Source organism: Corallococcus exiguus (genome assembly GCF_009909105.1).
GTDB classification, from domain to species: Bacteria; Myxococcota; Myxococcia; order Myxococcales; family Myxococcaceae; genus Corallococcus; species Corallococcus exiguus.
On the sequence record NZ_JAAAPK010000008.1, the window covers coordinates 552,726 to 566,495 of the forward strand.

Sequence of the window (13,770 nt, forward strand, 5' to 3'; positions counted from 1 at the left end):
TGTGACGCCCGGAAGCGCCCGCTATCCTGCCCGGCATGGCTGGAGGCCAGCACGCGACAGCGGGATTGGGGCCCGACGACATCGCCGAACTGGAAGCCATTGGCTCCGAGCCCGGCTATGACGTGTTCCTGGCCCCTGCGCGCGCCCTCGAAGGCGCCGTGGAGGAGTGCCGCTCCAACATCGCGCTCGCCTTCCACAACACGAAGCGCGGGGTGGAGAGCGTCTTCGCCCGTGAGGCGGAGGTCGCCGCGCTCCCGGGTGTGAACGTGGAGGAGCTGCGCGAACTGCCGCTGCTCGCGCAGGGCCTGGCCTGGGCCGCGCTGCGCGTCCAGCGCGACATGCGGGCCAGCTCCTTCGGAGCCCTCTTCGACCGCGCCCAGCAGCTGCGCCGCAAGCTGCTCAAGACCGCGGAGGCGCTCGCGGAGTCCTCCTTCCTCGCCGCCGCGGACGTGACGGCCGCCCACGGAGAGGGCCACCGCGACGTGGTGGGGGACTGCCTGGGACTCGTGGCGCTGTTCCGCAGGCACGAAGAGAAGCTCGCCGGCCGTTCCCCTGTCACCCCCGAGGACGTGAACGAAGTGGAGCGCGTGGCGCAGCAGCTGCGCGCCCTGCTCGCGGCCCCGGGAGAGGCCCGCGAGGACGACAGCTCGCCGCTGCTCTTCGAGGCCACGGAGACGCGAGACCGCCTCTGGACGCTGCTCACCCGGCGCCACGACGTCCTCTGGCGCTGTGGCGCGTGGCTCTTCGGCCGGGACGTGGACATGCACGTGCCGCCGCTCCTGGCCCGCCACCCGCTGGTGCGCGCCGTCGAGCCCACGTCCATCGAACGCGCGAAGCAGCAGACGCCAGGAAAGCGCGGGGCGACCCCGATCGACTACGCCCCGGAAACCAACGTGCGCTCCAAGGTCCGTTTCATGGTGAAGGTCGGCTTCGACTTTCCCTCCCGCTAGAGACCCATGCCTTTCGACGTGAAGGACATCCTCCGGCAGCTGGAAGCCGGCTTCGCCCCGGATTCAGGCGCTCCGAAGTGGTGGCAGGAGAGCTGGGAGGATCCGGAAGGGTTCGCCGTGGCGCTCGCGGAGGCCCACGCGGGCCGGGGCGTCCCGCCGCCCAAGAGCCGCCCGGGCCAGCAGTACGACTTCTTCCATGATCTCATCGTGCGCCACGTCGCGCTGGAGCGCCCCGCGTTCCGCACGCACCAGCGCATCCAGGGTTGGCAGGCCCTGGCCTACCGCACCCTGCACGACCTGGCCTCGCGCCGCGCCAGCGAGTGGGCGGATCAGGGCGTGGAGCCGGGCGCCAAGGTGTGCCTGGTGCACGGCGTGGGGCAGGAGCTCCTCGTGTCGCTCCTGGCCACGCTGAAACTGGGCGGCTGCTTCACGCTCCTGCCGCCCATGGGCCCGCGAGCCATGGCCACCCGGCTGGAGTCCCTGACGCCGGACTTCATCGCCGCGGAGCCCCACCAGCTCCCGCTCCTCAAGGGCCACGAGCAGCTGCTGCTCAAGAGCCAGGGGAGGGGAGCGCCGGGCTTCACGTCGCACACGTACAAGCCCTCGGACGTGGTGGGGCTGCTCTTCTCGCCGCTGGTGGATCCGCCGCACACGCCCGTGCCCCTCACCGCGGAGAACGCGTGGAAGGGCGCCATCGGCGACGGGATGCTCACCTTCGGCCTGTCGCCGGGGGACCTCCTCGCGGCGCCGGACTTCCCGGTGCTCCAGCACCTGCCCGCGCTCCTCTTCGCCACGCTCCTGCGCGGCGCCACCTACCTGCACCTGGAGATGGCGGACCTGGCGCTCAACCCGGCCCCGCTCCTGGAGCACCCGCTGCGCGCCCTGGGCGTCACGCCGAAGCTGCGCGACCTGCTCGTGCGCCACCGCGCCTCCCTGCGCAACGTGCAGCACTGGTTCCGCAGCCCGGAGGAGCCCTTCGACGCCCAGGCGTGGCGCACCTGGGTGAAGCAGTGCGGCCTCCAGGCCGTGCCGTCCTCCAACATCCTCATCGACGCGTCCGCGGGCGGCGCGGTGCTGGCCTCGTCGCGCGGCGTGAGCGAGGCGACCACCGACGTGCACACGGACGTCTTCCCCGTCCCGGGCCGCGCGTGGACGCTGAAGGATCCGAACCAGAGCGGGCAGGGCGCTCCCACGGACGTGGGCGTCTTCACGCTCCTGCCGGACAAGGAGTACCCGCCGGGCCACGTCCTGCTCGCGCGGATCCGCCAGCGCTACCACTACGCGGGCACGCTGGGCTTCCGGCACGACGGCCGCACCTACTCCGCGAAGGAGGTCACCGCCGCGCTGGAGGGCCTGCCGTTCCTCGCGGGCACCAGCGTGGTGCCGGTGTCCACCGGCGGCCTGGCCAGCCACTCCCGCTTCCTCCTCCTGGCCTTCACCGGGGCCACGCCTGCTCCCTCGTCCGGCGAGCAGGAGATAAACCGACGCATCGAAATGTTGCTGGGCGGGGATTTCCTGCCCGACCGGATCGAGTTCTTCCCGCTCTTTCCCCACCGGGTGAAGGGCGCGGTCGACGACGCATGGTGCGCCTCGCAGTTCTTCACCGGCGCGCTACACAAGAAGGCGAAGGACCCGATGTTCCAGGCCCTCACCGCCCTGCGGGGACGACTGCTGGCAAGCGCTGCCGCTTCGGGCGAAGATGATCCGTCGCCAGCGCGCTGAAAAAGGAACGGCACATGGGTGCTCAGGTCGTGATGGGAGCGATGCTCCAATGCAGCTTCGGGATGGCGCCCTCGTCGCTGATGGTGCTGCCCGTGAACCGGATCATGGCCACCACGCCCGCGGCGAACATCATGGACAACAAGCCGTTCATGAACATCCTGCCCTTCGGCATGTGCCAGTCCCTGGCCAACCCCATGGTGGCGGCGGCGACCGCGGCGGCCCTCGGCGTCCTCACCCCCATGCCCTGCATCCCCGCCACCGCGGCCCCCTGGATGCCCGGGTGCCCCAAGGTGCTCATCGGCAACATGCCGGCGCTGGAGAGCAACTCCAAGTGCATGTGCAGCTACGGCGGCGTCATCCAGGTCGTCTCCCCCGGACAGATGGTGGCCATCGATGGGTAGCCCCGCGCAGGTGTTGGAGGCCGTCGACTTCACGCTGCTCGACGTGGAGTTCACCACCGCCCCCGTGCCGCTCGACGAGTCCGAGGGCCCGGATCCGCGCCTGGAGGCCATCACCGGTTTCGTCGCCAAGAGCGAGTACGCGAACGCCGCCCGTGCCGCCGAGGGGCTCCTGCGCCAGGGCGTGCGCGACGTGCGCGTGGTGGGGCCGTACCTCTTCGGCCACTTCTTCGCGGAGGGCATGAAGGCGCTGCCCGTCCTGTTCCGCTCCCTCAAGCGCACGCTGACGGAGAACTGGGACTTCTTCGGCCCGATGGAGAAGAAGCTCGTCTTCGCGGACACCGGCCTGCGCTGGCTGCTGAAGATGATGGGCAAGCACCTGGAACACCACTCGCGCCTCAAGGACGCGCAGTGGCAGGCCTGGACCGCGCCCGGCAATCGCGAGCCCATCGAGGAAGCCCTGACCCTCGGGGATCCACTCATCGCCGCGCTCGCCATCCTGCAGAAGCCCGCGTGCATGGACGCCATGCGCTCGCTGCTGGGCGCGCTGCGCTCCCACGCCCAGGGCGTGCCCTTCCTGCCCCCGCCGGAGGAGCCCCAGTCCGAGGCCCCGGAGCCCGAGCTCGCCGCCGCTCCGGACGACGACGAGGAAGAGGACGACGAAGGGGAGGAGGAAGAGGAGGTCCGCCCCGTGCGCCGCAAGAAGGCCGCACGCCAGGAGGAACAGGACTCCGGCCCCAGCGTGCCCATGTCTCCCGCGCTCGCGCTGCTGGTCCGCAAGCTGTCTGCCTTTGAGGCGCTGGTGGAGAAAGAGGACTACTCCAAGGCGAGCGTCATCGCCGTGGACGTGCTCGCCACCGTGGAGCGCTTCGACCCGCGCGTGTTCCTGCCGCAGCTGTTCTCCGGCTTCTTCAATGGCCTGGCGCAGCACGCGGAAGCCATTGAGCCCATGCTGCACAACACGGAGACGCTGTCCTTCCGCGCCATGGATCAGCTCTACCGCGTGGACCTGGACGCGTTCCTCGTCGCCCAGCAGCGCCAGCCGCGCGGCGGCGGCTCGGAATACGACGAATAGCCCCCATGGCCCTGGAGCGCGAACAGCCGAACCGCAAGCTCACCGTCGAGGAGCGCATCAGCGAGCGCATCCGCAGCTTCGACGTGCCGGCCCTCCTGGATCTGCTCGCCAAGGAAGGCTACGGCGAGGCGGAGGTGGAGTTCCGCAGCCACCGCAGCACCGTGCACCAGCCCCATCTGGTGCATGCCATTGAATTCACCCGCCACCCGCGCAAGCGCGTGGTGATCACCGTCAACCTGGGCCTGCTCAGTCTCCAGACGCCGCTGCCATCCTTTCTCTTCCAGGCCATGGATCGCCTGGAGCAGGACACGATGGCTGACTTCCTGGGTTACTTTGACCACCTGTTGCTGCGGACCCGCTTCGCGGGCCAGTTTCCTGATCGCGACGAATCCCTGCTGCCCGGCTGGGAGCACTCCACCGCGCACCGGCTGCGCCTGCTCCGCCTCGCGTGCCCCAGCAGCCTGCACTGGCTTTTCGCCAAGGTCTTCCCGGAGGCGGAGGTGGTGGTGCGCCGAGAGACGCGCCGCCAGCGCATCGAAGCCAAGGGCATCCGCCTGGGCGCCGCGGCGCTCGGAGACGGCAGCGCGGTGGGCGGCTTCGCCACCGTCCCCACGGGCGGGGTGGAGGTGCGGCTGTTCCTCAACGAGCCGCACTCCGGCACCGGCACCCCCTGGGCCGTGGAGGCACGCAGGCGCCTCAACACCCGCATCCTTCCGAGCCTCGCGGAGACCCCGCTCGTGCTCGCCGTCATCCTGTGCCTGCGTGATCAGAGCAGCTACGCCCGGCTCATCGACGGAAGTCATCTGGGCTACGAGCCGCTGGTAGGCGGTCCGGAGCAAACCCAGGAGGTCCTCCTGTTCACGGGGGACACCGCTCAACTGCGATCATCGGAACCCCGGTAGACCTGTCATGTCGGCTGGTTGACGGGAATTCCTGATCGCGCCTAGGCTGTAAATGTTCACTCGGCAGGGCGTACTCCCGGGGCGGCTCCAGTAGGACGGGGGGAATAAAGCGCGCTGCGATTGTCAGGGAGTCACCGTGGCCATTCAGGACCAGCTTCCCAAATCCCGCATCACCCTCACGTACCGCACCACCATCAACGGCGAGCAGGAGACGGTGAACCTGCCGTTGCGCCTCCTGGTCATGGGCGACTACTCGCTGGGGACCTCCGAGGATCGCAAGACGGACCTGGAGACACGCAAGCTGCGCTCCGTGGACGGCCGCAACCTGGACGAGTTGATGAAGGACATGAAGATGTCCGCCAACTTCCAGGTCGCCAACCGCATCAACCCGGACGTGGAGGAGGAGCTGAACGTCACGCTCCCCATCGACCGGATGAAGTCCTTCCACCCGGATGAGATCGTCAAGCACGTGCCGAAGCTCAAGGCGCTGCTGCTCCTGAAGACGCTCCTCGTGGAGATGCAGTCGAACATCGACAACCGCAAGGACCTGCGCCGCGAACTCTACGAGCTGTTCTCCAAGCCGGACGCGCTCAAGGAGCTGCTCACGGAGCTGAAGGGCTACGAGACCATGCGCCTGCCCGCCGGTGAGACGGCGAAGACGGACGCGCCCGCCGCCGCTGGCAAGCCCGCCGCCGCTGGCAAGCCCGCCGCCGGTGCCGCCGCCGCCACGGCCGCGGTCGCCGCCACCGTCGCCGCGGGCGCCAAGCCCCCGGCCGCTTCCTGATCCGCCTTCCCAACCCCTTCGACTTCTAAAAGGACTCCGCCATGGCTGAGACCACCTACCTGAAGCGCCTGTTCACCAGCGTCCGGCTCGATCCGCCCCAGGAATCGGCGCCGATGATCACCACCAACTTCGCGCCCGCCGGCGACGAGCAGCAGGTCACCCTGGAGAGCCGCTTTCTCTCCAGCGTCGCCGCGCTGCTGCAGAACGTGGCCCCCGTGGAGGGCCCGGACAACACCGCCCGCTTCGACAAGGGCCAGGTGCTGGACGTCATCAGCCGCATCGATCGCATGATCGACGTGCAGATGAACGAGATCCTCCACAACGACACCTTCCAGAAGCTGGAGTCCACGTGGCGCGGCCTGGAGGACCTGGTCGACCACACCAACTTCAAGGCCAACATCGCCATCGACATCCTGGACGTCGCCAAGGATGAGCTGGCGGAGGACTTCGAGAACAACTCCAGCAACATCTTCGCCGGAGCGCTGTTCGACAAGGTCTACATCCAGGAGTACGACCAGTACGGTGGCCGTCCCTTCGGCGCCATCGTCGGCCTGTACGACTTCTCCTCGTCGCCCGCGGACCTCACCTGGCTGCAGCGCATGGCCAAGGTCTCCAACGCCGCGCACGCGCCGTTCATCTCCGCCGTGAACCACAAGTTCTTCGGCTGCGAGACCATCGAGGAGATGGAGGCCATCAAGAACCTGGAGGGCGTGCTCGCCCACCCGCGGTTCGGCCGCTGGAACGCGTTCCGCGACACGGAGGAGGCCGCGTACGTGGGCCTGACCTTCCCGCGCTACGTGCTGCGCCTGCCCTGGCACCCGGACAAGAACCCCTGCGACGTCCTCAACTTCACCGAGACGGCGCGCGGCGACTCCGACAAGTACCTGTGGGGCAACTCCGCCATCCTGCTCGCGCGCAACATGGTGAAGGCGTTCGAGATCAGCGGCTGGTGCCAGTCCATCCGCGGCCCCAAGGGCGGTGGCCTCATCTCCGGCCTGCCCGTGGACACCTTCTCCCTGCGCGGCCAGGAGGAGATCAAGGCCCCGGTGGAGATCGCCATCCCGGACTACCGCGAGTACGAGTTCGCGCGCTCCGGCTTCATCCCGCTCGTGTACCGCAAGGGTTCCAGCGACGCGACGTTCTTCAGCACCCAGTCCGCCAAGGTCTCCAAGACGTTCAAGGACCCCAAGGACTCGGAGAACTCGCAGCTCGTCACGAACCTGGCCTACACGTTCTCCATCACGCGTCTGGCGCACTACGTGAAGTGCATCATGCGCGACAACATCGGCAACACGGCGGACGCGCCCTACATCCAGCGCCAGCTGGACTCGTGGCTGTCCAACTACGTCACGACCGTGGCCAACCCGGACGACCTCACCGTGCGCCGCTTCCCGTTCAAGGCGAGCAGCGTGGCGGTGTTCCCGCGTCCCGGTGAGATCGGCTGGTACGACTGCAAGCTGGCCGTGCTCCCGCACATCCAGTTCGAAGGCCTCAACGTGGAGCTGATGCTCGAGTCGCGGCTCGGTTAAGCCGCAACCCACCTGGGGCAGGTGAGTGCCTGCCCCGCTTACCCTGGAGTGACAGATGCCCCAGTTTTCGCGGAACCTGGACGTGTATCAGGGCTTCAACTTCAAGAAGGACAAGCAGTCCCCCGTGGGCTACATCACCGCCATCACCATTGGCGGCCAGGCCCTGGCGCCGGATCAGGAGACCATCAAGGATCCTGAGAACCCGGACGCGGCCATCGGCGACAAGGTCGTCGCGGTGCTCAACCACTACCTGTGGGAGACGGGCGTGACGGACGCCATGTACTTCTCCGGCCAGGTGTCGGTGGCGAACAAGCAGAAGGTGGCGGAGATGCTGCTGGGCAACTTCAGCAACATTGAAGTCAACTTCAAGTACGTCATCTACGAGTACGACCCCATCGGGAAGAAGTACTTCAAGTCCAACTTCCTGGACGCGGAGATGAAGGGCCTGCTCGAGAAGAACGGCGACGACCTGAACATGTCCGTCGCGGACAACGAGTCGCGCGAGGTCCAGTCTCCCAAGAACTTCACGTTCCAGATTGGCATCAAGCCGCAGGCAGCCGAGCAGTCGCTGAACCTGGCGACCTCGTCCGCCAAGAAGATCGCGAAGAAGTGGGGCATCACCGAAGCGGCCGCCAAGTAGCGTTGGCCGCGGTCTGAGTCTAAACCGGGCTGGGAGCAGGTCTCGCTCCCGGCCTGGGTCAGGCGGGTGGAAGGAAAGAACGGCGTATGCAGCGGTACAAGCTCGCACGGGTCCGCTGGCACGTAGGCCAGACGCTTCTTCCGGAGCATTTCGTCGCGCAGGAGGACGCGCTGGACGCGGAGATCCGCCTCCATGCCACCCTGTCCGGCCTGCCGTCGTACGGCATCGCGAACATGGCCTGGAACGAGTCGCTCCTCCAGAGCGGCAGCCTGTCCATCTCCGCGCTCACCGTCGTCACCAAGGCCGGGGACCTGATGGACGTCCCGGGCAACTCCGTCATCGCGCCGCTGTCGCTGGAAGCCGTCGGCAAGACGGAGTTCATCGTCTACCTGCACGTGCTGAAGGAGACCGTCAGCGCGGAGGGCATCCGCCTGTACGCGGATGATCCGCCGGTCATCCAGCGCGTGCTGCACAAGCTGCAACTGTCCACGGAGCCGGTGCTGGACGGGACCGTCGCGTCCCTGGGGCTGGCCGCCGTATCGCAGGACGAGGACGGCGCGTGGCACACGTCCGCGGACTGGGTGCCCGCGCTCCTGCTCGTGGGGCCCAACCCCTTCCTGGAGAAGCTGCTCTCCACGCTGGATGATCTGCTGGATCAGGTGCGCCAGCAGCTGCTCACCAACATCTCCGACACGTACCTGCGCACGGACCGGCTCACCAACGCGCGCCGGGCGCTCTTTGAAGTGCAGCGGCTGATCGCGCTGCGCCGGGACATGTTCCGGCAGGTGTACGTGCACCCGTACCACCTGTTCGACGCGCTTCGCCGGCTGTACTTCGAGGCGTGCTGCTACCTGGAGATGCTCCCGGACGAGCAGATGCCGGTGTACCAGCACGAGGGGCTGAACGAGGCCCTGGGCGGGTGGATCCGCCTGCTCCAGCGCAGCTTCCAGCCGGAAGCCACGCGCTCGACTCACAAGGCCTTCCAGGCGAAGGAAGGGCAGTTCCAGATGACGCCGCTGCCGCCGGAGATCCGCTCCGCCAGCGAGGCCTACCTCCTGGTGCAGCGCACCCAGCCCGGCGAGCGCACGCCGCTGGACGGCGTGAAGCTGGCCAGCCCCACGAGGCTGCCGCTGGTACGCAGGCAGGCCCTGAAGGGCGTGCCGTTCAAGCACGTGCCGTATCCGTCGTTCCCGCACGCGCTGGGGCCGGAGATTGACTGGTACCTGCTGAGCAACGGCGAGGAGTGGCAGCACGCGCTGCGCGAGGACGGCCTGGCCTTCTACGTGACGCCCGCGCTCCGGGGCGCCCAGACGTCGCTGTTCTGGCGGAGGAGCTAGTCGCCATGGCGCGCGCACCGTTCCTGGACAAGTTCGCGACTCGCAGGGAGCGCACCAACTCGCGCGACAGCCTGGAGCACGTGATGCGCAACATCGAAGCCGTGCTCAACACGAAGAAGGGCTACGGCTTCTTCATGCATGACTTCGGGCTGGGCGGGTACACGGAGAAGCTGGGCACGCGCGAGCTGGTGGAGGCGCTCACCGCGGAGATCCAGCAGGAAGTCACGCAGCACGAGCCCCGGCTGGTGGGGCCGGAAGTGAAGCTGCGCGGCCGCGACAGCTCGCTGTGGCTGTACTTCGACTGCAAGGGCACCTTCAACGGGCAGCCGTGTCACCTGTCGCTGTTGTTCCACTCCACCACCGGCCGGGTGCGCGTGCAGGCGGAGGACACCTGATGGCCTTCGCCGACCGCCTGGACCTGGGCCTGACGCTCACCATCGGCGGGACGGCGCACGCCATCCCCTCGGCGGACGTGCTCGCCTTCGAGTTGGATCTGCACGGCTGGGGGCACGAGGGGAGGGTGGAGTTCCGCGTGCTCGACGAGACGGGGCACGGCGGACAGAAGCAGGACAAGCTGCTGGCGGACTTCCTCAAGCCGGACCTGGTGGAGGTGGCGCTGGAGTTGAAGGCCGTGCACTCCGATACGGCGACGAAGCCCACCTTCACGTCGCTGAAGTTGAAGGGGCTGGTGCAGGACAAGTCCCTCACGGAGGAGGGCGTCGCCCAGGCCAAGGGCGCGGGCATCACCTACCGGCACTACACCGTGCGCTTCGTGGACACCGCGCGGCTCCTGTGGAAGCAGCATTACCCGTGCGTGCTCTACACGCAGAAGACGCTCCAGGACGTGCTGGACGCGCACAAGGGCGACAAGATCACCCTGGCCAACGACTGGGACGCGCAGCTGGCCAAGACGCTGCCGCTCATCTTCCTGGGCCTGTCCCCGGAGTCCGGCGCCAGCTTCTACGACTTCGTCGTCTGGTTCGTGCACACGCGCAACGGCGTGCTGGCGTACGACTACACGGCGCAGGGCTATCAGCTGCGCGCGGCGAAGGACGCCAGCCCCACGCCCCTCACGCTGCGCGCGGCGGACGTGGACCGCGTGTCGGTGGTGTTCCCGGAGGTCGCGCGCCACGACGTGGCCATCCTCAACGCGGCCGCGGAGAGCCCCAAGAACCAGGCCATCACCAACGCCCAGGCCGTCACCGGCGTCCGTCAGGACGTGCTCCTGCGCACGGACATCGCGGACGACGTGCAGGCCCGCGCCACGCTGGAGACCGCGCGCCTCAAGGTGCGCGGCCTGGAGGTGGAGCTGACCTGGAACCGCTTCCCGGCGGTGGCCTTCGCCCCGGGCGCGCTGGTGAAGCTGCCGGACACCGCCGGGTGGACGGCGGCGGGCGTGCCGGTCACGCAGGACTTCCGGGTGCGCCGGATGCACCTGCGCGCGGATCCGCTGCCCGTGGAGGAGGGGGAGATCCCGGCGGGCGGGGAGGCGTCCGGGCCCGGAGGAGAGGAGCCCACGCGCCGGCCCAAGCCGGAGAGCCGCTATCTCATCTCCTTCACCACGCGGCTGGAGAAGAAGGCCGAACTGCACACGGACCTGCCGCCCTTCACCGCGCCGGTGTTCCCGCGCTTCGTGGAGGGGCTCATCGTCAGCGAGGTGGGCGAGAAGAAGGATGAGACCTGGCAGGCGTACACGGACGAGGCCACGTCGCTGGACAGCTACAAGGTGAAGCTGCCGCTCTTCGCCAACCAGATCATCCAGGTGCCCTTCAACGCGAACCTCCAGCCGGGGCACTTCTACTTCCCGGCCTACAAGGGCGCCCGGGTGCTGGTGGCGCTGGACTTCCTGCGCGCGTGGCTCAAGCGCAACCTGGACTGGCGAGCGGGCGCGCGCCTGCCCTCGGACGGACAGGGCGTGCACCTGCTCGTCGGCAAGACCACGACGAGCGGCACGTCCATGAGGCACTTCTACGAGGACAACAAGCCGCTGTGGCGCCTGCAGCGCACGAACGAGAGCGACACGGAGAAGGTCGAGCTCAAGGAAGGCAACCTGCTCATCCTGGTAAAGGAAGAGTCCGCCTGAGGCGGGAGGGACGATGGGAGCTTCAGGACCGGGAGCGGCAGGAACGCTGGTCTGCAAGATCGAACTGGACAAGAAGGGGGGCATCACCGTCCAGGTCGAAAACGGGGATGATCAGATCACCCAGACCATCGTGATGGACGGCACCAGCATCACCATCACGGTGAAGGGCCAGCAGGAGACGAGCACCATCGTGCAGAAGCAGGACAGCATCGTGGTGACGGTGAAGGACCTGACGTTCGACACCGACACCATCACGATGAAGTCCAAGGGCGTGTCCAAGTGGACCAGCCAGGACACGTTCACGGTGGAGAGCACCAAGGACATGACGCTCAAGACGAGCGCGAAGCTCACGCAGACGGCCACCAGCGACGCGAAGCTGTCCTCCAGCGCGAACGTGAACATCGAGGCCACGTCCAAGCTGGCCATGAAGGGCAACATGGGCGCGGAGATGGTCACGTCCGGCGGCGAGGCCAAGGTGGACGGCGTGACGCTGAAGCTCGCCGGCAAGTCGCAGGCGGAGATGTCCGGCGCGATGACCAAGGTGTCCGGCACCGGCAAGCTCGATTTGGAGAGCTCCGGCATGGCGAACCTGAAGGGCTCCATCACCAGCGTGGGCGGCACCCTGGTGAAGCTGGGCTGAAGACGACTGACTCACACATGGCAACGACAGACGTACGGCGGGAGAGCGGGCGGTGAAGGACTTCTCCGAGAAGATCTACCTGGATTTCCTGTCGGAATTGGACGGGCTGGAGCGCTTCCGTCAGCGCTTCCAGGAGCGGCACCCGGCGGCTCCGTTGGATCGCGAGGACCCGGACGTGCGCCGCCTCATCGAGGCGATGGCGTTCTTCTCCGTCCAGACGCGGCACGCCACGCTGCACAACCTGCGCTCCACCTGGCGCCGGCTGTTCGCGGGCTTCTTCGACTTCCTCCTGGAGCCCGTGCCCGCCACCGCCATGGCGCAGGCCGTGCCCACGGAGAAGATGGTGGAGCCGGTGCTCCTCACCCGGGGCACGGAGCTGCGCCTGACGCCCGCGGAAGGGGTGGCGGGCTCCTTCCGGCTCCAGCGCGACCTGCGCGTGCTGCCCATCTTCCTCAAGGGCACGGACGTGGTGCCCCAGGTGCGCAGCGGCCACCGGCTGATCCTCCGCTTCGAGTCCCGCTTCGCGCGCAAGGACGCCATCGACGTGCTCAGCCTGCACGTGCGGCACCTGGACGACTACCGCTCGTCGCTGGCGGTGTTTCATGCGCTGCGCAAGCACGTGAAGCAGGTGAGCGTCGTCTACGACGAGGAGGCGGATGAGCACTCCGTGGGCAGCCCCTGCGAGGTGTCCTTCAACCGGGATCCGCCCGCGCCGGACGACAGCGGCCTCTACGCGCATCCGTTCCAGCGCCTGCGCGCGTTCTTCCAGTTCCCGGAGCAGCAGCTCTTCGTGCACGTGAAGGTGCCGCCGCCTCGTGGCAGCTCCTGGATGCGCTTCTGCATCTGCCTGGACCTGGACAAGGACTGGAACGTCGGCCGCTCGCTGCACCCGGACTTCTTCCAGCTCTTCACCGTGCCGGTGGTGAACCTCAAGGCGGAGCCCGCGCAGGTGGTGGTGGCGGACGGCACGCGCGCGGAGCACCCCATCATCAGCATGAGCGCGGGGCGCGAGTTCTCCCTGCACTCGGTGACGGGCGTCTTCGAGATGACCAAGGTGGGCCTGGCCCCGCTCAGGCCCGCGTTCCTGCCCGGCAAGGGCCCCAGCTACGAGGTGGACGAGACCTTCGACGAGAAGCTCGCGTCCCGGCAGAGCCTCATCGTGCGCATGCCGGAGGCCTTCACGGCGCCGCGAAAGATCGTCCTGGAGGCGCTGTGGCACCAGCCGCAGTTCTCCGCGCAGGCGGCGGGCAGGGTGGAGGTGTCCGTGCCGGGCCGTCACATCGAAGGCTTGAAATGGCAGACGGTGGGCAGCCTGCAGCCGCACCGCGACAGCGTGCTACGGGATGATGTCGAGGCGTTGACCCAATTCCTTGCGTGGAAGGCCAAGCCCACGCTGGGCCGCGACGAGGTGGTCGCCCTGCTGGGTCACCTGGGGACCCCCGCGGAGAGCCCGTTCCGCCGCGTCCTTCCTTGGCTCAAGGAGTTGAAGTTCAGTGTGGTGCCCGACAGCGCTCTCAAGGGTTCGGGGATCCGCCACGCTTACGAGGCCGTGATGGAGCCCTTCGACCAAAGCTTCGAGCCTGTCGTCATCTGCTTTCTTGAGCAGTTGAGGGACCTGCTTGATGCTTGGAACAACGAGGCGACTGTTGATCTCAAGGCCTCGGTGGCGGGATTGGGACCGCTACAGCTTCCAACATAGACAAACACACG

At 67.9% G+C, this 13,770-nt stretch carries 13 protein-coding genes; all 13 read left to right on the forward strand.

What is annotated here, in order from left to right:
- Positions 1–35: 35 nt before the first annotated feature.
- Entirely contained in the window at positions 36–950 is a 915-nt protein-coding gene (locus GTZ93_RS28475) for a hypothetical protein (RefSeq protein WP_139919261.1), read from the forward strand.
- 6 nt (positions 951–956) lie between these two features.
- On the forward strand, positions 957–2,672 hold the full coding sequence (locus tag GTZ93_RS28480; protein WP_139919260.1) for an AMP-binding protein: 1,716 nt from the start codon (positions 957–959) through the stop codon (positions 2,670–2,672).
- Between the two features lie 14 nt (positions 2,673–2,686).
- Entirely contained in the window at positions 2,687–3,073 is a 387-nt protein-coding gene (locus tag GTZ93_RS28485) for a DUF4280 domain-containing protein (protein ID WP_139919259.1), read from the forward strand.
- Complete coding sequence (locus GTZ93_RS28490; RefSeq protein WP_139919258.1) at positions 3,066–4,145, forward strand: type VI secretion system protein IglI family protein; 1,080 nt, start codon at positions 3,066–3,068, stop codon at positions 4,143–4,145. The genes GTZ93_RS28485 and GTZ93_RS28490 overlap by 8 nt, the downstream gene beginning before the upstream one ends.
- A gap of 5 nt (positions 4,146–4,150) precedes the next feature.
- The gene (locus tag GTZ93_RS28495) at positions 4,151–5,047 is read left to right on the forward strand and encodes a type VI secretion system baseplate subunit TssG (RefSeq protein WP_121762117.1); all 897 of its coding nucleotides are present in this window, start codon (positions 4,151–4,153) and stop codon (positions 5,045–5,047) included.
- A gap of 136 nt (positions 5,048–5,183) precedes the next feature.
- Positions 5,184–5,831: a type VI secretion system contractile sheath small subunit gene (gene tssB, locus GTZ93_RS28500; RefSeq protein WP_139919257.1), complete on the forward strand. Its 648-nt coding sequence runs from the start codon at positions 5,184–5,186 to the stop codon at positions 5,829–5,831.
- Positions 5,832–5,872: 41 nt separating this feature from the next.
- Positions 5,873–7,360 (forward strand): type VI secretion system contractile sheath large subunit, encoded by a 1,488-nt coding sequence (tssC, locus tag GTZ93_RS28505; RefSeq protein WP_120579047.1) that lies wholly within the window; start codon positions 5,873–5,875, stop codon positions 7,358–7,360.
- A gap of 55 nt (positions 7,361–7,415) precedes the next feature.
- Positions 7,416–8,000, forward strand: coding sequence for a hypothetical protein (locus GTZ93_RS28510; RefSeq protein ID WP_120599257.1), 585 nt, complete (start codon positions 7,416–7,418; stop codon positions 7,998–8,000).
- 86 nt (positions 8,001–8,086) lie between these two features.
- Positions 8,087–9,337 carry a type VI secretion system baseplate subunit TssK gene (tssK, locus tag GTZ93_RS28515; protein ID WP_139919256.1) on the forward strand — a complete coding sequence of 417 codons (1,251 nt, stop codon included), beginning with the start codon at positions 8,087–8,089 and terminating at the stop codon, positions 9,335–9,337.
- A gap of 5 nt (positions 9,338–9,342) precedes the next feature.
- Positions 9,343–9,732, forward strand: coding sequence for a GPW/gp25 family protein (locus tag GTZ93_RS28520; RefSeq protein ID WP_120579044.1), 390 nt, complete (start codon positions 9,343–9,345; stop codon positions 9,730–9,732).
- The gene (locus GTZ93_RS28525) at positions 9,732–11,420 is read left to right on the forward strand and encodes a hypothetical protein (RefSeq protein WP_139919255.1); all 1,689 of its coding nucleotides are present in this window, start codon (positions 9,732–9,734) and stop codon (positions 11,418–11,420) included. Before GTZ93_RS28520 ends, GTZ93_RS28525 begins: the two co-directional genes overlap by 1 nt.
- 13 nt (positions 11,421–11,433) lie before the next feature.
- Entirely contained in the window at positions 11,434–12,060 is a 627-nt protein-coding gene (locus GTZ93_RS28530) for a hypothetical protein (protein ID WP_120579042.1), read from the forward strand.
- Positions 12,061–12,112: 52 nt separating this feature from the next.
- Positions 12,113–13,759: a type VI secretion system baseplate subunit TssF gene (locus GTZ93_RS28535; protein WP_120579041.1), complete on the forward strand. Its 1,647-nt coding sequence runs from the start codon at positions 12,113–12,115 to the stop codon at positions 13,757–13,759.
- Positions 13,760–13,770 lie beyond the last annotated feature (11 nt).

What these genes read in the sequence shown, in the direction of transcription:
- GTZ93_RS28475 (WP_139919261.1), top strand. Translation starts at nt 36, where the DNA reads ATGGCTGGAGGCCAGCACGCGACAGCGGGATTGGGGCCCGACGACATC.
- GTZ93_RS28480 (WP_139919260.1), top strand. Translation starts at nt 957, where the DNA reads ATGCCTTTCGACGTGAAGGACATCCTCCGGCAGCTGGAAGCCGGCTTC.
- GTZ93_RS28485 (WP_139919259.1), top strand. Translation starts at nt 2,687, where the DNA reads ATGGGTGCTCAGGTCGTGATGGGAGCGATGCTCCAATGCAGCTTCGGG.
- GTZ93_RS28490 (WP_139919258.1), top strand. Translation starts at nt 3,066, where the DNA reads ATGGGTAGCCCCGCGCAGGTGTTGGAGGCCGTCGACTTCACGCTGCTC.
- GTZ93_RS28495 (WP_121762117.1), top strand. Translation starts at nt 4,151, where the DNA reads ATGGCCCTGGAGCGCGAACAGCCGAACCGCAAGCTCACCGTCGAGGAG.
- tssC (WP_120579047.1), top strand. Translation starts at nt 5,873, where the DNA reads ATGGCTGAGACCACCTACCTGAAGCGCCTGTTCACCAGCGTCCGGCTC.
- GTZ93_RS28510 (WP_120599257.1), top strand. Translation starts at nt 7,416, where the DNA reads ATGCCCCAGTTTTCGCGGAACCTGGACGTGTATCAGGGCTTCAACTTC.
- tssK (WP_139919256.1), top strand. Translation starts at nt 8,087, where the DNA reads ATGCAGCGGTACAAGCTCGCACGGGTCCGCTGGCACGTAGGCCAGACG.
- GTZ93_RS28520 (WP_120579044.1), top strand. Translation starts at nt 9,343, where the DNA reads ATGGCGCGCGCACCGTTCCTGGACAAGTTCGCGACTCGCAGGGAGCGC.
- GTZ93_RS28525 (WP_139919255.1), top strand. Translation starts at nt 9,732, where the DNA reads ATGGCCTTCGCCGACCGCCTGGACCTGGGCCTGACGCTCACCATCGGC.
- GTZ93_RS28530 (WP_120579042.1), top strand. Translation starts at nt 11,434, where the DNA reads ATGGGAGCTTCAGGACCGGGAGCGGCAGGAACGCTGGTCTGCAAGATC.